This is a genomic window from Undibacterium sp. RTI2.2, from assembly GCF_035018705.1.
Classification (GTDB): Bacteria; Pseudomonadota; Gammaproteobacteria; order Burkholderiales; family Burkholderiaceae_D; genus Undibacterium.
Window position 1 is genome coordinate 1 of the sequence record NZ_JASJXN010000052.1, and the last position, 23,900, is coordinate 23,900.

Consider the following 23,900-nt stretch of genomic DNA (forward strand, 5'->3'; position numbering starts at 1 on the left):
ATTCAGAACAATGCCGAGTTGGAATCCAAACTGACGGCAGTGGCGGCCACGCCGAATCAACCGGAAGTGCACTTACGCCCGAACAAGCTGGTACCGTACAAAGCGGTGGCACATGTGATGGCCGAGGCGCAACGACTGGGCGTCAATAAGATCGGTATGGTTGGTAATGAGCAGTTCTTGAAGTGATGCGTTAAAAATTGCTCGAAAAATCACTTTGATGACAGCTTAAAGCTAGATCAAATAAAAAAGGCTCCAATTGGAGCCTTTTTTACGACTACTGATATGACTTTATGGCCTATCGCTAGCCTGGTAATATTATTTTGAAACTTGCTCTGCCTGTTCCGATCCAGCTTCGGGCGCGATACTGGTGATCTCTAATTTTTTGCAATGAGGACATGACTTTCCCGGCACATACCATGAGGAAAGCTGCTCTCGTGGTTTTACCACGGCTCGGCATGCATAGCATTGTTCGGTATCTGTCGCTTCTAACTGTGGATTAAGTGCAGTTCTATAATCGAAGACAAAGCAGTCGCCGTGATAATGCGCGCCACCAACTTCTTCAAAATATTTCAAAATGCCACCTTCAAGCTGATAGACATTATCAAATCCTACATTTTGCATGTGAATAGCGGCTTTTTCGCAGCGAATTCCACCTGTGCAAAAGGTAACGACAGTCTTGTCGTTGAATGCATCACGATTTGCTTCAATCACCGCCGGGAATTCAGTAAACTTTGTAATACGATAATTAATTGTATTATCGAAACTACCGACATCTACTTCAAAGTCGTTGCGGGTATCAACCATTACGACGGTTTTGCCTTGATCGTCATGGCCTTGGTCTAGCCAGCGTTTAAGTGTCTGCGCATCCACCGCTGGGGCGCGACCAAGTTCTGGCTTAATCAGCGGCATGCGCATTGTGATGATTTCTGCTTTTAGCTTGATTAATAATTTGGTGAACGGCTGCGTCGCAGAGAGGCTTTCCTTTGCCACAATATCGGCAAAGCGCGGATCAGTACGTAGCCAGTCCATGTAGGCATCAATCTCATGGCGCAAGCCCGCCAAGAACATATTGATACCTTCTGGTGTCAATAAAACGGTACCTTTGAGCTTGAGTTCCTGGCATTTAGCGATAAATTCTGGACGTTTTTCAGCAGTATCGCTAAAGGTAATAAATTTATAAGCCGAGATGTTAACGTAAGGCAGGTCAGGCGAATTAGGACTTGCCAAAGTAGAAGTTGCAGACGACATGGAATAGTTTCAGTAAGTCATTGATTTGGCAGCATTATAAACTTTTCTGCTAGTGATTTTCCAGTTTTGCTCATTAAAACTAGAAAACCAAACCCTGATTTTGACTGCACAGAAATCGTTTTCCCTTCGCCAGCACGGTAAAATACGGGAATGACTAATGAACTAACTCTTCCCCAAGATTCAAGCCTTGCTATTGCTGCAACTGTTGATTCCGCTGCCGTGTTGATTGCTACACCCGCTACAACATTAGCCCCAGCATCAGCCTCATATCAAGACACTTTTCCTCAATTTGTACATTTACGTTTGCATTCGGAATATTCGATTGTCGATGGCTTGGTGCGTATTGATGATGTCCTCAAAGCGGCGCTCAAAGACAAGCAGCCTGCATTAGCGATCACTGATTTAGCTAACTTGTTCGCGATGGTCAAGTTTTACAAAGGTGCTCGCAGTAAAGGTATTAAACCGATTGCAGGTTGCGATACATGGATTACGAATGATGCAGACCGGGATAAACCATCGCGCTTGTTGTTGCTGGTAAAAAATCGTAAGGGATATTTGCAGTTATGCGAGTTGTTAGCGCAAGCTTGGTTGAGCAATCAACATCGTGGCCGTGCAGAAATTCGTTTTGAATGGTTGCAGGCATTATTTGAAGCAGATCAGAAAACAGGTGAGCAACCAGGCTTAATCGTTCTATCCGGCGCTCATTTTGGCGATGTTGGCATCGCGATTGATAATGGTAATTTAGATGCGGCTGAAGCCAACGCTCAACGTTGGGCGACTATTTTCCCTAATCACTTTTATATTGAAATTCAGCGTGCAGGGCAGCCGAATATGGAGGCGCATGTACGTCAAGCGCTTGCATTAGCAACTAAATTACGCTTGCCAGTTGTTGCCACTCATCCTATTCAGTTCATCAACAAAGAAGACTTTGTTGCCCATGAGGCGCGTACCTGTATCGCAGAGGGTGATATGTTGGCCAATGCTCGTCGCGTGCGCCGCTTTAATGATCAGCAATGCTTTAAAACGCAGGCCGAAATGCTTGAGTTATTTGCCGATCTGCCGGGTGCCTTACAGAATGCAGTTGAGATCGCCAAACGCTGTAATTTGACTTTGGAATTAGGTAAGCCAAAGTTGCCAGATTTCCCTACGCCGGATGGCATGACGATCAATGATTTTTTGGTCGCAGAGGTTGAAAAAGGATTAGAGGTAAGACTGGCGCAACTTTATCCCGATGTGGAAAAGCGCGAGTTACAAAGAGAACGCTACGAATCTCGCCTGAAGTTTGAGACTGATACGATTATCAAGATGGGCTTCCCGGGGTATTTCTTGATTGTTGCCGACTTTATTCAATGGGCAAAAAATAATGGCGTACCAGTTGGTCCAGGCCGTGGATCAGGTGCTGGTTCATTGGTCGCGTATTCCTTGTTGATTACCGATCTGGATCCACTTGAATACAATTTGCTGTTCGAGCGTTTCTTAAATCCAGAACGGGTATCGATGCCCGATTTTGATATTGATTTTTGCCAAGAAGGGCGTGATCGCGTCATTCAATATGTGAAAGATCGATATGGAAAAGAGGCGGTATCGCAGATCGCAACCTTCGGCACCATGGCCGCAAAAGGTGCAATCCGTGACGTTGGTCGTGTACTCGATTTTGGCTATATGTTTTGCGATGGCATTTCAAAACTGATCCCGTTTAAACCTGGCAAACAAGTCACCATTGCCGAGGCGATTATTGAAGAGCCAATGCTGGCCGAGCGGCAGGAAAACGAAGAAGAAGTCAAAACACTGCTCGATCTGGCACAACAAGTCGAAGGTATTACCCGCAATATTGGTATGCATGCCGGTGGTGTTTTAATTGCTCCTGGCAAGCTCACAGATTTTTGCCCTTTGTACACGCAAGGTGGCGATTCTGGTGTGGTATCGCAATACGACAAAGATGATGTCGAAGCTGTTGGCCTGGTGAAGTTCGACTTTTTAGGTTTGACTACACTGACGATTTTGGATCGTGCCGTTCGCTACATCAAAATGTTAGACCCAGCGATGGCCGATTTTGATCTGGCTAAATTGCCACTGAATGACAGACCGTCTTATGAGTTATTAACCAAAGCGAAAACTGTTGCCGTATTCCAGCTAGAAAGCCGTGGCATGCAAGGCATGTTAAAGGATGCGCGTCCGGATCGGTTTGAAGACATTATCGCTCTGGTGGCTTTATACCGCCCTGGTCCTATGGACCTTATTCCTGATTTTTGTAAGCGTAAGCATGGTGAGAAGTTTGATTATCCTGATCCGCGTACCGAAGGCATTTTGTCCGAAACCTACGGCATCATGGTGTATCAAGAGCAGGTAATGCAGATGGCGCAGGTCGTCGGCGGTTACTCACTCGGTGGCGCCGATTTGTTGCGTCGCGCGATGGGTAAAAAGAAAGCGGAAGAAATGGCGGAGCATCGTCAGATTTTCCGTGATGGTGCCGCTAAAGACGGTTTGCCGCAATCCAAAGCCGACGAGATTTTCGATTTGATGGAAAAGTTTGCCGGCTACGGATTTAACAAATCTCATGCTGCGGCTTATGCCTTGTTGTCTTATCACACGGCTTATCTCAAAGCACATCATCCTGCCGCGTTTATGGCAGCCAACTTGTCGCTGGCAATGGATGACACCGACAAGATTAAAATTTTGGTGGAAGATACGCTGGATGTCTGCAAATTGACTTTGCTGCCGCCAAATATTAACCAATCAGATTATCGCTTTATTCCTGTTGGTGAGCCGGGTAAAAAAGCAATGCAGATTCGCTACGGTCTGGGTGCTGTAAAAGGCTCAGGACAAAACGCGATTGAAAGCATTGTTGCCGCCCGCACTGCTGGCGGACCCTTTGTCAGTTTGTTTGACTTTGCCAAGCGTGTAGACAAACGCCAAGTGAATCGCCGTACGTTTGAATCATTGATACGCGCTGGTGCAATGGACAGTCTGGGCAAAGATCGTGCAGTTTTATTAGCGACCGTGCCGCTGGCAATGGAAGCTGCAGAACAGGCAGAAGCCGAGATTAATCAGGTGAGTTTATTTGGCGATCATGAAGACATGATACCGCCACCAGAGTATGTCAAGGCGGAGCATTGGTCTGATAAGCAGCGCTTGATGGAAGAGAAATTAGCACTTGGCTTTTATCTGTCTGGTCATTTGTTTGATGCCTATGCACCGGAGGTTCGGCAGTTTATCAAAACCACTTTGTTGAAGTTGGAACCTTCACGCGATTTGCGTTTGATTGGCGGTGTGATAGCTGCTTTGCGTACCCAGATGACACAACGCGGCAAGATATTAATCGTCACCTTAGATGATGGCACTGCCACCGTCGATGTAACGGTTTATAGCGAAATGTTGGATGAGTGTAAAAACTTATTTAAAGAAGATGAGTTCTTAGCTGTATTCGGTAAAGTATCAGAAGATAGATTCTCTGGTGGACTTAGAATCACTGCTGAAAAAGTGATGGATATCGGCAGGGCGCGTGTAGAGTTTTCGCAAGGCTTATGTTTGTCATTAGACGCAGGTGCTGATCTGAAGAAATTACAAGACATACTCAAACCTAGTCTTAATCCAGCGGGCTGCCCGGTTTTGATCCGCTATCGAAATAAAGAGTCATGTGCCGAATTATATTTATCTGATCAATGGCGAGTCAGTCCAGACGATCATTTACGACAAAAATTAGGTGAGTGGTTATCGCCGGACAAAGTGCAGATTGAATATGCCTGATCAACTATCTAATTCTCATATCGAACCAGCGATTACTATGGACATTACTGAGTCATCTTCTGGGTGGCGCTTAGCAATGCCGCAACAAATATTAGCCTGTCTTCCACTGACTTTATTTTTTCCAGTCGGTGTGATGTATCTCGGCGTTTTATTGTTTTATATCAGCTTGCTCGTGTCAGGAAATTTTTCTCAAAAGTTACAAGTTGTTCGTGCTAGTCCTATGTTGTGGCCAGTGCTAACGCTAAGTGCTGTCAGTATTGTGATTGCGCTGATACACAACAGGCCCGCTGGCGAATTCTGGTCTGGTTTTTTTCACTACCAGACCTATCTATTTTTGCTCCCGTTTCTCAGTGTAGGCGCCGGTGTATGGCAACAAAAAGCATTGAAAATATTTTTTGCCGGAGCGATTTTTGCGGCTACTTTGTATTATTTAAATTTTCTCCATGTTTTGCCGAACAACACCATGTTCCGTAGTTATGTTGTGTATGAAGGAAATAAATCGATCTTACTAGGGGTCTTGCTGGCCTTGTCCTCTGCCTGGATGTTGCACGAATTACTTCTGCGCAAAGATCACAAGCTAGTCAGAATAGTCGTATTGATTTATGTCGTTGCAGCCTTGATGCTGCTGGCAAAAACTCGCACTGCCAGTGTGACTTTTGTCTTGCTTTGCCTGATGATTGCATGCCGCAATTTGCGTTGGTCGTGGCGCAGCGCTGCAATATTGGGATGTCTGATAGCCGGATTCGCAGGCGCATGGCAATACGTTGTTAATTTGCCTGCTCCTGCCACCTGTGTGGTGAATGAGATGCAACAGACCACACCTGTGCAAATATTGCTCACTAGGGCTGAGTGCACAGTGCATCAGATACATTCTTTTGGTCAGGGTAAAAGCGTCGGTGATGACGGCATGCGCCTGGAGATATACAAGGTCACCAGTCAGATCATCGCCGAGCAACCGTGGACAGGACACGGCATTGCCAATTGGATGCCACTCTATCAGGAGCGTGCCAAATCGCTGAGGAGTGGCACCATGACCACGCCTCATAATGACTATCTGCTGTACTTTACCGAGCTAGGTATTGCGGGTGTTGCCGCTTTGTTATGGATATGGTGTACGCAATTGCAAGTAGCCTACCGTATGCGTGCCTCGCCGAATGACAGTGATCGTGCCATGTTGCTGGCGATGCTGGGAATGACCATGATGATAGGCGGGATGTTTAATGCGATCTTACGTGATGGTGTCTTTGGTATGGCGTTTATGATTTTGCTTGCCATTCCGCTGGCCGGGGTAGGCAGAAGTAACATCAGAAGTAATAACGAAAGCAACATCAAAAATAATAAGTAGGACTTAATAAGTATGACTTAATAAGGAGGGCTTACGCAAAACGGAAAGCTGTTTGCTGCCATTCACACGGAACCAGAGGGCTTAATATAAAACATCAAGACCTCTCAACACAGAGACACAGAGGCACAGAGAAAATCAGGAGAACAGCGAAATCCTGCCTTAGTCTTCATTTGTTCTTCCTCTGTGCCTCTGTGCCTTTGTGCCTTTGTGGTGAGGGGTTTTGATTTTTCCGTAAGTCCTAATAATGAGCGCGAAGGCAAAAATAAGCACAACAAGCCTGACATCGTATAGTCAATTAATTAAAAAAACGAAAAGGATCGTCCAATCAATATAAGCCTCTCAGAGCAAAAATGCCCTGGAAGCCGCATAAAATATGGACAATGAAAAATTAAATAATGGCAATTATCAATCAACAGACACTAGAAATTTCTCGACGTTTATGGGCGTCAATGCGCACACACCGCAACATGTTATGGATTACTGTAATTACGATGTTGCTAACGGCTTTGACGGAGGCCATGTTTCCAAGAGTATTTGGATATCTGCTGGATCATGGTTTTAAGGGTGAAAAAACCAATTTACCATTATGGAAAATCCCCGCCGCCATCGTCGGTATTTTTATTTTGCGCGGACTATGCACCTTCACTACCAGCTACTTCATGTCATGGATCGCGGCTAGTCAGTTAAACGATTTACGCGCCCAAGTTTTTGCCCGGATTTTAAGTGTGCCGATTAATTTTTATCAAACAGAATCTAGTGGACGCGTGATTAATACCATCATGTTTGAGGCGCAGCAAATCGTAGAAATGGTCAAAGTATCGATCACGACTTTATTCCGTGATTCATTTACTGTCGCGGTATTGTTCATCTATTTGCTGTGGATTAATTGGAAATTGACTTTGGTTACCTTGATCCTGATTCCTGCAATGGCCTTGCTGATACGCAGGGTCAGTAAGCGACTGCGCAAACTTAACCATGATCAGTTAGAAGTCAATGGCGAGCTGACGCAGGTCATTGAAGAAACCACTCGCGCTAGCCAGGTGATCCGTATTTTTGGCGGGCAAAAATATGAGCAGCAGCGCTTCGATCTAAAGAATGAAAAGCTGCGTGGCTATGCGATGAAAACCACGATTGCAGTCGCATCAACCACGCCAATTACCCAAATACTTGCGGCTTGTGCAGTCTCCGTAGTGGTCATGTTAGCGGTTGTCCAAAACAAGACTTCAGTGGGTAATTTTGTTGAATTTATTATGGCGATGATGCTGTTATTAGCGCCGTTAAAAAGACTGGCTGATCTTAACGGTCCCTTGCAACGTGGTATGGCGGCAGCCGAATCGGTGTTCTCCATGATAGACGCCGTGCCAGAAAATGACAGCCCTAGCGCCACTGCATTAACTGCCAGAGCCCAAGGCAAGCTGGAGTTTGTGAATACGAACTTTAGCTACCCGGGCCAAGAGCAGATCGCCCTGAAAAATATCAATCTCAGCATCCAGCCTGGCGAGACCTTGGCCTTGGTGGGAATGTCTGGTGGAGGTAAGACCTCGCTGGTGAATTTGGTGCCACGGTTTTATCAAACAACTGGCGGAGATATTTTTTTGGATGGCGTTTCGCTTAATCATATTTCACTCACCAGTTTGCGCGCGCAAATCGCGATGGTCAGCCAAAGTGTGGTCTTGTTTGATGATACGGTTGCCGCCAATATTGCCTATGGCGATGCGCAGCCAGACAGGGCTCGGATTGCTGCTGCCGTTACTGCGGCACATATGGATGATGTTGTGCAGGAATTGCCTGAGGGCCTGCAAACCATGATTGGTGACAACGGTAGCCGTTTATCCGGCGGCCAGCGTCAACGCTTAGCAATTGCCCGGGCGATCTATAAAGATGCGCCGATTCTGATTTTGGATGAGGCAACTTCAGCCTTGGATTCTGAGTCCGAGCGCGCAGTGCAATCGGCATTGGACGAGCTGATGCAAGGAAGGACGACTTTAGTGATTGCACATCGTTTATCGACGATCGAGCGCGCCAGCCGGATTGCCGTGTTAGTCGACGGTAGTATCAGCGAGATAGGGACACACGCAGAGCTGCTGGCAAAAGACGGTGTGTACGCTAATTTATATCGCCTGCAGTTCACGGCATCAGCATAAATCTCAATATGAACGCAGAACCAATCAGCAAGGCACGCATCTTAGTCATCGCCCCAAACTGGATTGGTGATGCAGTCATGGCGCAGCCTTTGCTGCAGCTCTTAAATCAACGCTACCCACAGCATGCTATTGATGTACTGGCAGCCGCTTGGGTTGCGCCCGTATTGCGTGCCATGCCGGAAGTCGATAGCGTGCTGGAGACACCGTTCAAACATGGCTCTTTGCAATTGCGTGAGCGCTGGCGCTATGCCCGACAATTACGTCAGCGAGCTTATGTTGCTGCCTATATTTTGCCGAATACCTTGAAGTTTGCTTTAATCCCCTGGCTGGCCGGTATTCCGAAACGGATCGGCTATAAAGGAGAGAGTCGCTACGGGCTGATCAATGTTATGCACCATGACGATCCGCTTGCGCCGTGCGCGATGGTACCGTTTTATGCCGCATTAGCCAGTGCGCCAGCGAGTACAGTAGTCACAACGATTCCACGTCCAAGCTTGTCGGTTGCACCTGCGCAAATTGCCAAGGTGTTAGAGCAGCTTGGCTTGTTGGTAGAAAAGCCGGTGATCGCTCTCGCACCGGGCGCAGAATTTGGCAATGCAAAACGCTGGCCGACTAGCCATTTTGCGCAGTTGGCAATACAGATTTTACAGATGCGGCCAGATACCCAAATCGTTTTGCTAGGTTCACCCAAAGATCAGGCGGTGTGTGAAGAAATTCGCCAGCTTTGCCCACAAGTCCATCATCTGGCAGGCAAGACCAGCTTGGATCAAGCTATTGCGCTGATCGCCAGCGCCGCTACGATCGTCAGTAATGACTCGGGCCTGTTGCATATCGCCTCGGCATTAAATCGTCCTGTGATCGCCTTATACGGGCCTACGGACCCTGACCATGCGCCGCCATTTTCAGATATCGCTTATTCACTGTCCTTGCGCTTAAGCTGCTCGCCATGTAAACAGCGTGAGTGTCCGTTAGGCCATCAAAATTGTATGCAGCAATTAAGCAGTGATAGCGTCTGGAAGATCGTAGAGCGGATAGAGTAAGCTTGAGATTGCAGTCTCGGATATCTAGCCGGGTTTATTTTCCGAACCCGGTTTGAGAGACAATCTCCGTGGCGGATAAAATAAATACGCTAGTGATGAGAACGCCGATCGCTTACTCAAGCGATCAATCAGGATCGGTATCGCAATACCTGCAAGGCAGCCAAGCAGCAAATGTACCGCTAAATTACTCACTCCCAATAATTTGCTTAGCACTATCCGCAGGCCGCTTGCCACCAGCACATGCATCAGATAAATCGTCATTGAGCATGAACCGATGAATGACAGCAAAGCTAGTGATGGTGGTAAGCCAGCCTGTGCCGTAGGTTGCGATAATTGGGCTAGAAAAACAGCAATGCTACAAATGAAGACGATAGATATCACCGCCAGTAATAAACTTAGCAGTCCTTGCTGCAGATACGTCAACCCTAGCCCTTGATGAAAACCCCATTGTGCTGCCACAAATGCGCACGTACTTGTGGTTAGCCATAGCAGAGGCCGTGTAGTGATGACCTCAGCAAGCTGTTCGGATTGTATGCCCAGTACAAAAAACACAAAGTAAGTCATAAGGTAATCAATAGGGAAGGGCGCAACCATGTTGCCGTTGCCATTACCAACGTACAGCGCAGAAGTGATAAGCAATACCAAGGCTAAGGGACGCAATTTAGATGACGCTACGTCCAACTGAAGAAAACGATGCAGTAAGGTCGCTAATATAAATACCAAAAATAGTACATATAAAAACCAAAAGTGCGCACGAGGCATCCAGAATAAAGCCAGCACTTCTGCAATACTGACTTTGCCATTTGTGTATTTAGATAAAAACACTTCAACCATGCCTTGCAGTAGAGACCAAACTACGTAAGGATAGGCAATGGTTTCCAGCTTACCAATGAGCAGATTTTTAGCGCCGTATTTTTGGAATGAGGCATTAAAAAATAGACCCGATAAAAAGAAAAACAATGGCATGTGAAAGCTATAAATCACACTATCGATCAATGAGTAGGTAGCTTGATCAAAAGGGATTCCGGCATTCCAGACACCGCGGGCCACATGACCATACACCACCAGTAAAATGCCGATGGCTTTAGCATAGTCAACCCAGATAGCTCGATTTGTCATAGGTGATGTTGTCAGCAGATTTTTTATTTGAATATCAGACGTCCAATCATTCTGCGGCTTACAAGCCTAAAATGCGCCAGATGCCGCAGAATGATTGGACGTTCTAAGTTTAGCAGTTCCCTTTTATATTCTTTAGTTCAGTAAGGTGCGCCATGCGCGACGCTTTACTTAAGCAACGTCATTTCTAGCGCAAATTATTTCCTCGGCTTGATTGGTGCTCATGGTGCACCCTACTGGCTACTGACTAGCAGAGACCTTTACATCAAAATAATATCGTACTGTTCCTGTGGGAATACGCTTTCTACTTGCAGCGATATCGGCTTACCGATGAAGTCTCCTAGCATAGCTAAGTGCTGCGACTCTTCTTCTAAAAACATATCAACTACGACTTGCGACGCCATCACGCGGAATTCTCGCGGGTTGAATTGTTTGGCTTCACGCAGCAGTTCGCGCAGGATTTCGTAGCAGATGGTACGGGCAGTTTTGACTTGACCTTTGCCGCTACAGGCTGGGCAGGGTTCGCACAAAATATGTGCCAAAGACTCTCGTGTACGTTTTCGGGTGACTTCCACTAAGCCCAAGGCCGAGAAATTGGATACCGATAATTTGGTACGGTCGCGGGATAAGGCTTTGTTCAATTCTGCCAGTACGGCGGTTTTATGTTCCTCATTCTCCATATCAATAATATCGAGAATGATGATGCCGCCGAGGTTACGCAGGCGTAGTTGACGGGCAATTGCGTGCGCCGCTTCCAGATTGGTTTTAAAGATGGTGTCGTCAAAGTTACGACCAGCGACAAAACTGCCGGTATTGACGTCGATGGTGGTCATGGCCTCAGTTTGATCGATGATCAGATAACCACCCGATTTAAGATCGACCCGGCGTCCTAATGCACGCTGAATTTCTTCCTCTACGCCATACAAATCAAACAGCGGACGCTCGCCGGTATAGTGCTGTAGTTTAGGTAAAACAGAGGGCGTGTAGGTGGTGCCAAATTCATGCAGCATCAGGTAATTTTCACGCGAGTCAATCTGTATCGTAGCCGTTTCTTCATTGACGAAATCGCGTAATACGCGCTGCGCCAGATTTAAGTCCTGGTGCAATAAAGTTGCTGGCGGTTGGGTCTTCGCCATTTGCGTAATATTGGCCCAGGTGCGACGCAAATAGTCGACGTCGGATTTCAGATCCTGATCCGAGGCATCTTCTGCCATGGTGCGTACGATGAAGCCACCTTTTTCGCCCGGCTGCTGCAAGCTTAATACCTTGGCGCGCAGAGCTTCGCGCTCGGCTTCGTTTTCTATTCTTTGTGAAATGCCGATATGTGAATCTTGCGGTAGATATACCAGCATGCGGCCAGCGATAGAGATTTGGGTAGAAAGTCTGGCACCCTTGGTACCGATAGGATCTTTGATCACTTGTACTGTCACGGATTGACCGTCATACAGCAGCTTTTCTATCGGTGTCAGCGCATTATTGCCACTCTCTTGTGAGCGCGCATCCCAGATATCGGCGACATGTAAAAACGCAGCACGCTCTAAACCAATATCGATAAATGCAGATTGCATACCGGGTAATACACGTACCACTTTGCCGAGGTAAACATTGCCGACCAGACCGCGGGACAGGGTGCGTTCAATATGAAGTTCTTGCACCGCACCCTGAAAAATCAGAGCAACACGGGTTTCTTGCGGGGTGATGTTGATGAGGAGATTTTCGCTCATAATTTAATAAAATATTCGATACAATAAATAAGCAATTAGGGGATGTGAATGCCAGCTTGACGTAGCAGCGTGGCGGTCTCAAATAAGGGCAGTCCCATGATGCCAGAATAACTGCCGCTGATGTGGGAAATAAAGCGCGCCGCAGCACCTTGGATACCATACCCGCCCGCTTTGTCGTAGGGTTCTGCGGTGATGCAATAGGCCAGAATTTGTTCTTCGCTTAGCTCTGAAAAAGTTACTTCAGAGCGCTGTGTTATGTGCCAGTGTTCTTGCCAGTGCTCGTGCCCATGCCCATGCATGCCAACTACCGCAAGGCTAGTCAGCACCGCATGAGTTTGACCCGATAAAGCACGTAACATGTCGCAGGCTTCAGCCTGATCTGCGGGCTTGCCAAGAATATGGTCATGGATGACCACGGTTGTATCTGCCGCCAATACCGGACGCGGCGCTAATTTGCGTTGTTGCATGATGCTCCAGGCGACTTGAGCTTTTTCCTGGGTCACGCGTTTGACGTAATCCATGGGCAATTCGCCAGGCAAGACGATTTCAGTGACATCGGGACCGCGTGGCGCGGTATCACGCAATAAGAGCAGATCAAAATCGATACCAACCTGGCGCAGTAACTCACGACGTCGCGGACTTTTGGAGGCAAGATAGATTTTGTTGTCGATGATGGGCATAGGGTGTCCTTTTATCTTGTCAGACCCGATGATAAGGATGATTTTGCGTAATCGACCAGGCGCGGTACAACTGCTCGGCTAATAGTACGCGCACCATGCCATGCGGTAATGTCAGGCTAGAAATGCGGATCAGCATATCGGCTTTCGCTTTAAATTCTGCATCCAGACCGTCTGCACCACCAATCACAAAAGCTACATCACCACCGGCTTGTTGCCATTGCGTGAGTTGCTGCGACAGGCCAACGCTGCTTAGATCTTTGCCGCGCTCATCGAGTGCAATGATGCGTGTATTTTTCGGGAGCGCAGCTTCAATTTTAGCGCGTTCTAATGCCATGACCGTCTCGGCGGTTTTGCTGCCGGAGCGCTCGACCGGTTTGATTTCTTTCAGCACGATACGACAATCGGCAGGCATGCGCTTGCTGTATTCGTTAAAACCCGTCTCTATCCAGGCAGGCATTTTGTGACCGACGGCGGCGATGATGAGTTGCATAGGATTGGTAAAAAAAGCGTGGTAATTAAACAGGGAGAAATTAAATATAGATAAAATATACTCCTGGTAGGTATATTTTAATCGTCCATATATTCTTTGGTCAATAAGGCATATTTATATAAAATAATGGGGAGTATATTCATATTCCTCAATGTCACATCGTGACATAGCCAGCATCATCAGGATGCCATGATTTTTAGCCAGCACAAAAAAATTGGCTCCTGTTATGTGCAGGAGCCAATCAGGAGTCACTTAAAAGTCATTGAGTTGAGGCACTTATCAGCACCGCACTAACAAAGAATTACTCAGCAGTTTTAAGGCGGGTCGTCGCTTTTTTATCAGCGGCTTTTTTAGCAGAAGCAACCGATGTTTTAGTTGACGCGACTTTTACGCGCGCACCACTTGGTGTTTTTGGAGCACGTTTTTTTGGTGCTGCGTCAGTTGCTGCTGCACCGGTGGCAGTTTTACGTGTTGCTGGTTTGCGAGTTGGTTTCAGTGTTGATGTAGCGGCTACATCATCCGTCGCTGCTTTGGTGGCACGCGGTTTGCGGGCTGGCTTTTTAGGCTCATCATCCAAGGTAGTCTGACTTGCCATCATGTCGTGCGTTACTTCGACGGGTGCCGCTTTGCTACGGCTGCGTTTAGGTTTGTCTTCTTCTTCAACCGATGCCGTCGCTAGTTTGGTGCTGCGTTTTGCCGCGCCAAATTTAATTTCTTTATCGCCCCATAACTCTTCCAGACGATAGTAAGCACGGATCGCGGGCTGCATGATGTGGACGATCAGATCGCCCAGATCGACCAGTACCCACTCACCAGTTCCTTCACCTTCCATACTGACGACGGTGCCGCCGTTTTCTTTAACTTTGTCGCGTACCGATGCCGCTAAGGCTTTGGTCTGTCGGTTTGAAGTACCTGATGCGATCACAACGCGATCGAACAGGCTGGTCAGATGCATCGTATCGAATAGTTGAATGTCTTGTGCCTTGACGTCTTCCAGAGCGTCAATGACGAGGGCTTGTAGTTTTTTGATATCCATTATTTTTTCGTATTTTCGTATAAATGATGTTGTTGTATATAGTCTAGCACCTTAATTGGGACTAACCCCGGAACAAACCCCGAGACCAAGGTGCTTGCTGCGCCACGCTCCAGTTCTTCTCGAATCTGGGTGGCTGAAATATCCACTTGCAGATCATCTGCCAGATAGGTCAGCCCAGCGGGAGTGGTGCGAATCTGTTCGGGTGTCGCCGCTGCTTGCCTGAACTTGCTTAGTGCTTGATTGACGACTTGACTGACTACTTGATTAACTTGCTGTGTTTCTATGTCGGTATTTATATCTGTATCTTTCTGCTGTGCTTCCTTTGCTGCTGCCTGTAGCAAGTTTGTTTGATCCAGTTGGAAGCCGGGTCGTGAGGCCGCGCAGATATGCGCCAGATCAAACAAGTGTTGCCATTGGTGCCAGCTAGACAAATTCTGCAACTGGTCGGCACCGATTAAAAAAACGATTGAAGTAGTATCACCGTACTCTGCGCGCAAATGCCGCAAGGTATCGATGGTGTAATTAGTTTGCTGTCGTTCTGCCGCTAGGATTTCCTGACGATCAATCACCACCGGACAATTAACTTGGTCTGCAAACGCCAGTTCCAACATCGCACATCGCTGCGCGGCGTTGGCGGTTAAGCCATTTTTCTGCCAGGGATTTCCGGTAGGAATAATCCGCAGCTCTTGTGGCTGTAATAAATCCACGAAACGTCGGGCCAGTGCCACATGCCCAAGATGCACCGGATCAAAACTACCGCCCAATACCACAACACATTTCACGTGAGTCTGTTCACTGAGCATATCCGATGAATCTGGGACTGAATCCAAATTCACATTCATTTAAACCCAGTCCTTATGTGGCAAAAAGTCTCTTGCCAGCGCTGCTTCAGGACTGTTGTCTTCTGGTTGCCAGTCGTAACGCCATTTGACGATCGGTGGCATGGACATCAGTATCGATTCAGTACGGCCGCCCGATTGCAGTCCAAATAGAGTGCCGCGATCAAACACCAGATTAAATTCGACATAGCGACCACGGCGGTAAGCCTGAAAGTCACGCTCGCGTTCACCATAGGACATATCCTTGCGCTTTTCAAGGATGGCGCTGTAGGCAGGTACGAAGGCATTACCTACCTCTTGTGTCATTGCAAAGCTGCTGGCGAAATCCAGTTGGTTAAAATCATCAAAGAAAATACCACCGACGCCGCGTGCTTCTTTGCGATGCTTGAGGTAAAAGTACTCGTCACACCATTTCTTGAAACGCGGATGCAAGTCAGCGCCAAACGGACTGACAGCATTTTTGCAGCTTTGGTGAAAATGCTGCGCATCTTCGATAAAACCATAATACGGTGTTAAATCCATGCCGCCGCCAAACCACCAGACGTCAGGCTGACCTTCGGCATAAGTGGTAAAAAAGCGCACGTTCATATGTACCGTCGGTGCATAAGGATTGCGCGGGTGCATGACCAAGGACACGCCCATCGCTTCCCATCTACGACCTGCCAGTTCTGGCCGGTGCGCTGCCGCAGAGGGCGGTAAATTGCTACCCATTACATGTGAGAAATTCACCCCGCCGCGCTCAAAGACATGGCCTTCTTCAATCACGCGTGAGATACCGCCGCCACCTTCTGGTCTGTCCCAGCTATCAGTCACGAACTGCTTGCCATCAATCTGCTGCATTGCTGCCACGATACGTGTTTGCAGATCAAGCAGATAAGTTTTTACGGCGCTGGAATCAGTCATGCGTTTGGTTTATCTCGTGATTAATGTTTTTTATTCATAGCGCGCCAGCCGATATCGCGGCGATACTGCGCACCATTGAAATGAATTTTTTCGACTACTTCATAAGCATGTTTTTGCGCTAGCTTGACCGTATCACCCAAACCAACGACGCAGAGAACGCGGCCACCTGTCGCTGTCAGCTTGCCATCGGCCAGCGCCGTTCCCGCATGAAAAGTTATACTCTCTGGCGTTTCTGGAGGGATACCTGTAATCACATCACCTTTACGCGGTGCGTCTGGATAGCCTGCCGCTGCCATTACCACGCCCATTGCCGTGCGTCTGTCCCACTCTAGTTCTACCGTATCTAGTGTGCCGTTGACCGCGTGCTCCATGACATGCACCAGATCGGTTTTCAGTCGCGCCATAATCGGCTGCGTTTCTGGATCACCCATGCGGCAGTTAAATTCCAGTGTCTTAGGATTACCGTGATCATCAATCATCAAGCCAGCGTAAAGAAAGCCAGTGAAAACAATACCGTCTTTGGCCATGCCTTGTACCGTCGGGATGATGATCTCGCGCATCACACGGGCGTGCAATTGTGGTGTCACGATAGGCGCAGGGGAGTACGCACCCATACCGCCAGTATTCGGACCTTCATCATTATCTAGCAAGCGTTTGTGATCCTGGCTTGTTGCCAGCGGCAAGATATTTTTGCCATCAACCATCACGATGAAACTCGCTTCTTCACCTACCAAAAATTCTTCAATCACGACACGGGCGCCAGCGTCGCCTAGTTTGTTGTCGGACAACATCATATCGACAGCGCCATGCGCTTCTTCCAGACTCATCGCGACGACGACGCCTTTACCGGCAGCTAGTCCGTCGGCTTTGATGACGATTGGCGCACCTTTTTGTGCGATATATTCATGCGCCGCAGCCAGGTCAGAAAAGGTTTTATATTCTGCGGTCGGGATGGCATGACGTTGCATAAAGGATTTTGCAAAATCCTTAGAGCTTTCCAATTGTGCTGCTTCTTTACTCGGGCCAAAAATCTTTAGGCCGCGTTCACGGAATACATTGACGATACCTGCTGCCAACGGTACTTCCGGACCAACTACGGTCAAACCGATTTGCTCTTTTTCGACAAAATCAGCCAAGGCAACGGAATCGGTTAAGGCAATATTTTTCAGGCGGGAATCCTGCACTGTACCGCCATTACCCGGAGCGACAAAGATTGTTTGCACACGCTCGGATTGGGCGAGTTTCCACGCCAATGCATGTTCACGACCACCTGAGCCTACGACGAGAATTTTCATATCAGTTTTCTATTTAATATTCTGAGTTGAATCCAGAATTAGTTTTCGAACTTAGTCTTCAAAGCTATTTTTCGAAATTACTCTTCAATAATGGCATTGGTGAACACTTCTTGCACATCATCCAGATTTTCCAGCGCATCCAATAATTTTTGCATTTTGATCGCGTCATCGCCAGCAAAAATAGTCTCTGTGCCTGGCTTCATAATCACCTCTGCGACCTCGGGTACAAAGCCTGATTTTTCTAAACTATCTTTAATGCCGGACATATCGTAAGGCTGGCACAACACTTCAATACCGCCTTCGTCATCGGTAATCACATCATCCGCACCAGCCTCTAAAGCGGCTTCCATCAAAGCATCTTCATTGGTGCCCGGTGCAAATAACATTTGTCCACAATGCGTGAATAAAAATGCGACCGAACCTTCGGTTCCCATATTGCCGCCAAATTTACTGAAAGCATGGCGTACTTCAGCCACGGTACGTACTTTGTTATCGGTCATACAGTCAACAATGATCGCTGCACCGCCAATGCCGTAGCCCTCGTACCGGATTTCTTCGTAATTTGCGCCTTCCAATGTGCCGCTGCCGCGTTGAATCGCGCGCGTGACATTCTCTTTCGGCATATTGGCATCAGCGGCTTTATCTACCGCGAGACGCAAGCGCGGATTGGACGCGATGTCTTCGCCGCCCATACGCGATGCAACCGTAATTTCTTTGATTAAGCGCGTCCAGACTTTGCCGCGTTTTGCGTCAGTGGCCGCTTTTTTGTGCTTAATATTGGCCCATTTACTATGTCCTGCCATGATTGCTCTCTCTTGAATTGGCAATTGTTTACCAAATGCTGAGAAAATTCGCTCAGCTGTGGTTCTATAATGAAGTCCGGCATTTTAACATAGTGATTTTATTCAAATCCCCCTATAGAACGACCTAAATCATGTCCAAACCACTGCTGATCGCAAAAACATCGTCGCAAGAGCTATATTTATTGTCTGATTGGGCGAATCGCCACGGATGTATTACCGGTGCCACGGGTACTGGCAAGACGGTGACCTTGCAAGTAATGGCACAGGCCTTTTCCAGTATTGGCGTACCTGTGTTTATGGCCGACGTTAAAGGAGATCTGTCTGGCATGGCAAATCCGGGTCAAATCAGTCCGAAGATGCAGCAACGGTGCGAACAGATTGGCATTGAGTCACCTGTCTGGCAAGCTTGTCCTGTCACTTTTTGGGATGTATTTGGTAAGCAGGGGCATCCGGTGCGCGCTACGATCTCCGATCTCGGTCCACTGATGTTAGGACGCATGCTGAATCTGAACGAAACCCAAGAAGGCGTATTACAACTCGCCTTTAAAATTGCTGACGACAATGGCTTGCTGCTGCTCGATACCAAAGACCTACGCGCAATGTTGCAGCATCTGGGCGATAACGCCAGCGAGTTTCAGACCGAATACGGCAATATTTCTGCTGCCAGCATAGGTGCGATACAACGCGGCTTACTGGCGATTTCTGAGCAGGGCGGTGAGCAATTCTTTGGCGAACCGATGTTGAATCTGGACGATATGCTGCAAACCGATGCCAGCGGTAAAGGCATTATTAATATTCTGGCGGCGGACCAATTACTTCAATCACCGCGTTTGTATTCGACTTTCTTGCTATGGATGCTATCTGAGTTGTATGAACATTTGCCAGAAGTCGGGGATCTGGATCAGCCAAAGATGGTGTTCTTTTTCGATGAAGCACATTTACTGTTTGACGAAGCTCCCAAAGTTTTACTGCAAAAAATTGAGCAGGTTGTACGCCTGATCCGTTCTAAAGGTGTAGGCGTGTATTTTGTCACGCAAAATCCGCTCGATATTCCCGATACGGTGTTAGGACAACTCGGCAATCGCGTCCAGCACGCTTTACGCGCATATACTCCACGCGATCAGAAAGCGGTACAAGCAGCGGCAGAAACCTTCCGTCCTAATCCGGATTTGAATACCGCGCAAGTCATCGGTGAACTCGGTGTTGGTGAAGCGCTGATTTCTTTCCTTGATGAAAAAGGTAGACCGAATATCGTACAGCGTGGATTTATATTGCCGCCAGCGTCGCAGATCGGTCCCATTTCGGTAGACGAGCGTCAACAGATTATCGCTAATTCGATTGTCGCAGGCGTATACGAAAAGACGATAGACCGTGATTCTGCTTATGAAAAACTCAAAGGCAGAGTCGCCAATGCGCAAGCGCAGAGTGCGCCATCTCCTAGTAATTCTGGCGGGATGATTGATGGCTGGGGCAACTCTGGCGGCAATGTTGGTACCAGTGCGTCAACTCGCCCGGCGCAAGATTCTGCACCAGGCATACCTTCACAAAGACAAGCGCCAACGCAGCAGCCCCAAGAAGAGGGCGGCATTGGTGACACGCTGAAAAGCGTGTTTGGTAATTTGCTGGGAGGTAGCAGTGGAATACGCCGTCGTGATAACGTCGCAGAGACGATGGTCAAATCAGCCGTGCGGACGATAGGATCACAGGTTGGGCGTGAAATTATTCGCGGTGTGTTGGGTTCTATTTTGAAGAAAAAATAAATAAACTTTGATGATATCGTACTGCTGAATTTTGAATGTCCGATATCTAGCAATCAGTCATCGAAAAAACCGTATTGAAGTTAGTACTTCAATACGGTTTTTCTTTATGCAGCGTTCAAAGTCCCGGCATGAAACCGCAAGTGATCTTCAATAAAACTAGTGATGAAGTAGTAGCCATGGTCATAGCCTGCATGACGTCGCAGGGTTAATGGCTGGTTTGCCATTTTGCACGCCATTTCAAACTCTTCTGGCAGTAATTGCTCCGCTAAAAATTTATCGCTTAAGCCCTGATCAATCAATATGCCGTTTGGAAACGGCGTATCAGTATTCGCCATCAAGATCGATGCATCGTAATCCAGCCAGTGACTTTGATCTGATCCTAAATAGCCACGAAATGCTTTTTGACCCCAAGGACATTTTGTTGGCGCGACGATCGGCGCGAAGGCAGAGACCGAGCGGTAGATGTCACGGTTGCGTAAGGCTAGCGTCAGCGCACCGTGACCGCCCATGGAGTGACCAAAGATGCCGATACGATCTTCACGTGCAGTAAAATTGTTCAGTACTTTTTGGCGTAACTCATGTACTACGTAAGAATACATGCGGTAATGTTTTTCCCACGGTAGTTCTATGGCATCCAGATAAAATCCTGCCGCCAAACCGAAATCCCAGCTTTCGCTTTCGCCTGGTACTTCGGCACCGCGGGGGCTGGTATCTGGCGCGACTAACATGATGCCTAGTTCCGCCGCCAGTCTTTGCGCACCGGCTTTGATCATGAAGGTTTCTTCATTGCAGGTGAGTCCCGCCAAATAGAATAAGACCGGGACTGCTCTCTCTTTGGCTTGTGGTGGCTGGAATACCGAAAACCGCATAGGCAATCCGATCTCACTCGACTCATGCCGATAAAAACCTTGCACGCCACCGTAACAGGCGTGCTCGCTGATTGTTTCTAATGCGGTCGCGGTCATCTTGACTCCTGTTTCAGTTCACTTAAATTAGTTTGCTCAGAATAATTTAGCTTAAAATTCGACAACAGAACGAATCGACTCTCCGCTCTTCATTAAGTCAAAGCCTTCGTTGATGCGTTCTAATGGGAGCTTGTGCGTAATCAGGTCGTCGATGTTGAGCTTGCCTTCCATGTACCAGTCGACGATTTTTGGTACGTCGGTGCGGCCACGGGCACCACCGAAAGCAGATCCTTTCCAAACCCGGCCAGTGACCAACTGGAATGGACGTGTACTAATTTCTTGTCCCGCTGCGGCAACGCCGATGATGATCGATTGACCCCAGCCTTTATGACAGGATTCTAAGGACTGGCGCATCGTAGTGGTGTTGCCGATGCATTCAAAACTATAATCAGCGCCGCCGTCAGTCAGGCCGATAATCGCATCCACGACATTGCCGGATTCCTTTGGATTGACGAAATGCGTCATGCCAAATTTACGCGCCATGGCTTCACGACTTGGATTGATATCAACGCCGATAATTTTATTTGCGCCGACCATACGCGCTGCCTGAATCACATTCAGGCCAATGCCGCCGAGACCGAAGACGACTACGTTGGCTCCAGCCTCAACTTTGGCTGTAAACAACACAGCGCCGACGCCAGTGGTAACGCCGCAACCGATGTAGCAGACTTTGTCGAAAGGAGCATCTTTACGAATTTTTGCGAGAGCGATTTCTGGCACTACGATGTAATTGGAGAAAGTCGATGTACCCATGTAGTGATACAGCGGCTTGCCATCTAATGAGAAACGGCTAGTCGCATCTGGCATCAGACCGCGACCTTGGGTGCTGCGGATTGCCTGACAAAGATTGGTTTTTTGTGAAAGGCAAAATTTGCATTCACGGCACTCAGGCGTATAGAGCGGGATCACATGATCATCTTTTTTCAAACTCTTAACGTCGGGGCCGACATCGACCACGACGCCTGCGCCTTCATGCCCAAGAATCGCCGGGAAAATACCCTCAGGATCAGCGCCAGACAAGGTGTAGTAATCGGTGTGGCAAATGCCAGTGGCTTTGATTTCGACTAAGACTTCACCAGCTCTGGGGCCTCCCAGTTCAACTTCTTCAATCGTCAGTGGTTTGCCGGCTTGCCATGCGACTGCTGCTTTGGTTTTCATGTCTGTCCTTTGTCGTGATAGGAGGTAGGGTGAACTGTAATATGTAGAACTGTAATGAGTAAAGCCGTAATGGGTAGATGCGTAACGAACGACTTAAAGCTGAGAGCAATTTTAGCCAAGAATGCTAGATAAACTGGTAGCTACTGCGACAAGTAAAGCAAGCTCTGCTCCGCTAAAAATATTCTGTGTGAATGCTTCGGAATCGATAATCCCCAGTACGCGACCATCCGCTGCGAGGATCGGCAAGCATGCCTCTGCCTGCACTTTAGGATCGCAGGTGTAATATTCGCCGCCGGTTGCGAGATAGGCGCTGACGTTATTGATAATCCGGCCTTTGCCGCTGATGCCGACGGTGCTGTTATTACTGATGGCAGCAAATTCGGGCGTGAGCGGAAATTCGGCACGCGATGCGGCGCCAAAGTAGGCGAGTTTCACTAACACTGCATTACTATCTGATTCGGAATCTGTTCGGTCGATTTTCTGATCATTTTTTTGATATACGCCAAACCACTGGCTGCCGCTGTGTTGCTGATAAAACTTGACCAGCGCAGTCACTCGTTGCAACAGCCGCAGATTGTCAGACGTTTGTCCGCCCAGGCTGGCGGCGAGATCGTAGGGCGTGGCGGATAGCTGATCAAACAAAGAGCATGATCCGCCTTCGCCCAGTTCTGGCACTTGATATTGCCATTGGACTTGCGTGTCTTTTTCAGTTGATCTGATGAATTGCTGCAGTTGTTCTTGGTAGCTGGAAACTTGCGTCGCAAAATCAAGCGGTAATTGTGCTTGATCGATGCCGCTGTGTGTCATAAAAAATGCGATTGACATTGGTCTGCCCGAGGTTCTGAAAAGTCCCTGAGTTTATCAGATGTCTCATATCAATGTGGCATAGGACGGAACGCTGAAAAAGCCCGGCAGTGCAGCGCCCGGCACCCACTTTTCCAGCAGTTTAGCGATCTATTTCTTTGGCTTTTTTTCTTGTGCAATTTCTTGAATCGCTTCGGCAAATTCTGATACGTCTTCAAAACTTTTATACACCGAGGCAAATCGGATGTAGGCGACTTTGTCCAGACGTTTTAGTTCGCGCATAACCAGTTCACCGACGTGGCCAGAAACGACTTCGCGCTCACCGCTGGCCAGGAGTTTTTCTTCTATGCGCTGGATGGCATTGTCCACCGCTTCTGCCGATACGGGACGCTTGCGCAAGGCTAGCATCAGGCTGCCGCGTAATTTGGCGGTTTCAAATTCGGTTCTACTGCCATTCTTTTTGACGATGACAGGCATCGCCAGCTCGATTCGCTCGTATGTCGTAAAGCGTTTATCGCAATTGGCGCAACGGCGGCGGCGGCGGATGGTATTGCCGTCATCCGGCACGCGGGTGTCGATTACTTGCGTGTCATCGTGGTGACAGAACGGACATTTCATGCTGACTCCAAGTCGGGAAGAAAATGCAGCGTAGAGTACATACTCCCCATTATTTTTATAGAAAATGCCTGATTGTCCAGTCTTTCTCTGGACGATTAAAATATACAGGTAGAGCTTCTTGCAAAATACCCAAACCAGTAAAGTCGAGCATGGGTGTGGCCACTGTTGCGATTGGTTTTCTTGTT

20 protein-coding genes are annotated in these 23,900 nt (G+C 47.9%); 6 read left to right on the forward strand and 14 right to left on the reverse strand.

Features of this window, described 5'->3' with window-relative positions; all coding sequences use genetic code 11:
• A partial coding sequence (locus QN395_RS19030) for an ExbD/TolR family protein (protein WP_323492745.1) occupies positions 1 to 186 on the forward strand: 186 nt, incomplete at its 5' end.
• Positions 187 to 315: 129 nt separating this feature from the next.
• Here the strand turns inward: QN395_RS19030 and QN395_RS19035 are convergent.
• On the reverse strand, positions 316 to 1,248 hold the full coding sequence (locus QN395_RS19035) for a sulfurtransferase (RefSeq protein WP_323492628.1): 933 nt from the start codon (positions 1,246 to 1,248) through the stop codon (positions 316 to 318).
• A 150-nt stretch (positions 1,249 to 1,398) separates the two neighbouring features.
• Between QN395_RS19035 and dnaE the strand changes: the two genes are divergently transcribed.
• The 4 genes from dnaE (at position 1,399) to waaF (ending at position 9,524) form a co-directional block, all read left to right on the forward strand.
• Positions 1,399 to 4,995: a DNA polymerase III subunit alpha gene (gene dnaE / locus QN395_RS19040; protein ID WP_323492627.1), complete on the forward strand. Its 3,597-nt coding sequence runs from the start codon at positions 1,399 to 1,401 to the stop codon at positions 4,993 to 4,995.
• Positions 4,988 to 6,340, forward strand: a complete 1,353-nt coding sequence (locus tag QN395_RS19045) for an O-antigen ligase family protein (protein WP_322119918.1) — start codon at positions 4,988 to 4,990, stop codon at positions 6,338 to 6,340. Before dnaE ends, QN395_RS19045 begins: the two co-directional genes overlap by 8 nt.
• A gap of 395 nt (positions 6,341 to 6,735) precedes the next feature.
• On the forward strand, positions 6,736 to 8,484 hold the full coding sequence (msbA, locus tag QN395_RS19050; RefSeq protein ID WP_323492626.1) for a lipid A export permease/ATP-binding protein MsbA: 1,749 nt from the start codon (positions 6,736 to 6,738) through the stop codon (positions 8,482 to 8,484).
• 8 nt (positions 8,485 to 8,492) lie between these two features.
• A complete protein-coding gene (gene waaF / locus QN395_RS19055) occupies positions 8,493 to 9,524 on the forward strand; it encodes a lipopolysaccharide heptosyltransferase II (protein ID WP_323492625.1) in 1,032 nt (343 codons plus the stop codon).
• 24 nt (positions 9,525 to 9,548) lie between these two features.
• Here the strand turns inward: waaF and QN395_RS19060 are convergent, their stop codons facing one another.
• From QN395_RS19060 to QN395_RS19100, 9 genes are all read right to left on the reverse strand, one after another.
• The gene (locus tag QN395_RS19060; protein ID WP_323492624.1) at positions 9,549 to 10,643 is read right to left on the reverse strand and encodes an acyltransferase; all 1,095 of its coding nucleotides are present in this window, start codon (positions 10,641 to 10,643) and stop codon (positions 9,549 to 9,551) included.
• Positions 10,644 to 10,900: 257 nt separating this feature from the next.
• Positions 10,901 to 12,364: a ribonuclease G gene (gene rng / locus QN395_RS19065; protein ID WP_323492623.1), complete on the reverse strand. Its 1,464-nt coding sequence runs from the start codon at positions 12,362 to 12,364 to the stop codon at positions 10,901 to 10,903.
• 35 nt (positions 12,365 to 12,399) lie between these two features.
• The gene (locus QN395_RS19070) at positions 12,400 to 13,044 is read right to left on the reverse strand and encodes a Maf family protein (RefSeq protein ID WP_323492622.1); all 645 of its coding nucleotides are present in this window, start codon (positions 13,042 to 13,044) and stop codon (positions 12,400 to 12,402) included.
• A 19-nt stretch (positions 13,045 to 13,063) separates the two neighbouring features.
• Complete coding sequence (gene rlmH / locus QN395_RS19075) at positions 13,064 to 13,534, reverse strand: 23S rRNA (pseudouridine(1915)-N(3))-methyltransferase RlmH (protein WP_323492621.1); 471 nt, start codon at positions 13,532 to 13,534, stop codon at positions 13,064 to 13,066.
• 301 nt (positions 13,535 to 13,835) lie between these two features.
• Entirely contained in the window at positions 13,836 to 14,570 is a 735-nt protein-coding gene (rsfS, locus tag QN395_RS19080) for a ribosome silencing factor (protein WP_323492620.1), read from the reverse strand.
• Positions 14,570 to 15,412 carry a nicotinate (nicotinamide) nucleotide adenylyltransferase gene (nadD, locus tag QN395_RS19085; protein WP_416352067.1) on the reverse strand — a complete coding sequence of 281 codons (843 nt, stop codon included), beginning with the start codon at positions 15,410 to 15,412 and terminating at the stop codon, positions 14,570 to 14,572. Before nadD ends, rsfS begins: the two co-directional genes overlap by 1 nt.
• A complete protein-coding gene (gene hemF / locus QN395_RS19090) occupies positions 15,413 to 16,312 on the reverse strand; it encodes an oxygen-dependent coproporphyrinogen oxidase (RefSeq protein ID WP_322119910.1) in 900 nt (299 codons plus the stop codon).
• A gap of 20 nt (positions 16,313 to 16,332) precedes the next feature.
• A complete protein-coding gene (purD, locus tag QN395_RS19095; RefSeq protein WP_322119909.1) occupies positions 16,333 to 17,607 on the reverse strand; it encodes a phosphoribosylamine--glycine ligase in 1,275 nt (424 codons plus the stop codon).
• A 77-nt stretch (positions 17,608 to 17,684) separates the two neighbouring features.
• On the reverse strand, positions 17,685 to 18,410 hold the full coding sequence (locus QN395_RS19100) for a YebC/PmpR family DNA-binding transcriptional regulator (RefSeq protein WP_322119908.1): 726 nt from the start codon (positions 18,408 to 18,410) through the stop codon (positions 17,685 to 17,687).
• Positions 18,411 to 18,541: 131 nt separating this feature from the next.
• Between QN395_RS19100 and QN395_RS19105 the strand changes: the two genes are divergently transcribed.
• Positions 18,542 to 20,170, forward strand: coding sequence for a DUF853 domain-containing protein (locus tag QN395_RS19105; RefSeq protein ID WP_322119907.1), 1,629 nt, complete (start codon positions 18,542 to 18,544; stop codon positions 20,168 to 20,170).
• A 104-nt stretch (positions 20,171 to 20,274) separates the two neighbouring features.
• On the opposite strand, the gene fghA is transcribed toward QN395_RS19105, so the two are convergent.
• From fghA to nrdR, 4 genes are all read right to left on the reverse strand, one after another.
• Complete coding sequence (gene fghA, locus QN395_RS19110; RefSeq protein WP_322119906.1) at positions 20,275 to 21,135, reverse strand: S-formylglutathione hydrolase; 861 nt, start codon at positions 21,133 to 21,135, stop codon at positions 20,275 to 20,277.
• 51 nt (positions 21,136 to 21,186) lie between these two features.
• Positions 21,187 to 22,293 (reverse strand): S-(hydroxymethyl)glutathione dehydrogenase/class III alcohol dehydrogenase, encoded by a 1,107-nt coding sequence (locus QN395_RS19115; protein WP_323492619.1) that lies wholly within the window; start codon positions 22,291 to 22,293, stop codon positions 21,187 to 21,189.
• A 111-nt stretch (positions 22,294 to 22,404) separates the two neighbouring features.
• Positions 22,405 to 23,118 carry a hypothetical protein gene (locus QN395_RS19120; RefSeq protein ID WP_322119904.1) on the reverse strand — a complete coding sequence of 238 codons (714 nt, stop codon included), beginning with the start codon at positions 23,116 to 23,118 and terminating at the stop codon, positions 22,405 to 22,407.
• Positions 23,119 to 23,247: 129 nt separating this feature from the next.
• A complete protein-coding gene (nrdR, locus tag QN395_RS19125) occupies positions 23,248 to 23,715 on the reverse strand; it encodes a transcriptional regulator NrdR (protein WP_322119903.1) in 468 nt (155 codons plus the stop codon).
• Positions 23,716 to 23,900 lie beyond the last annotated feature (185 nt).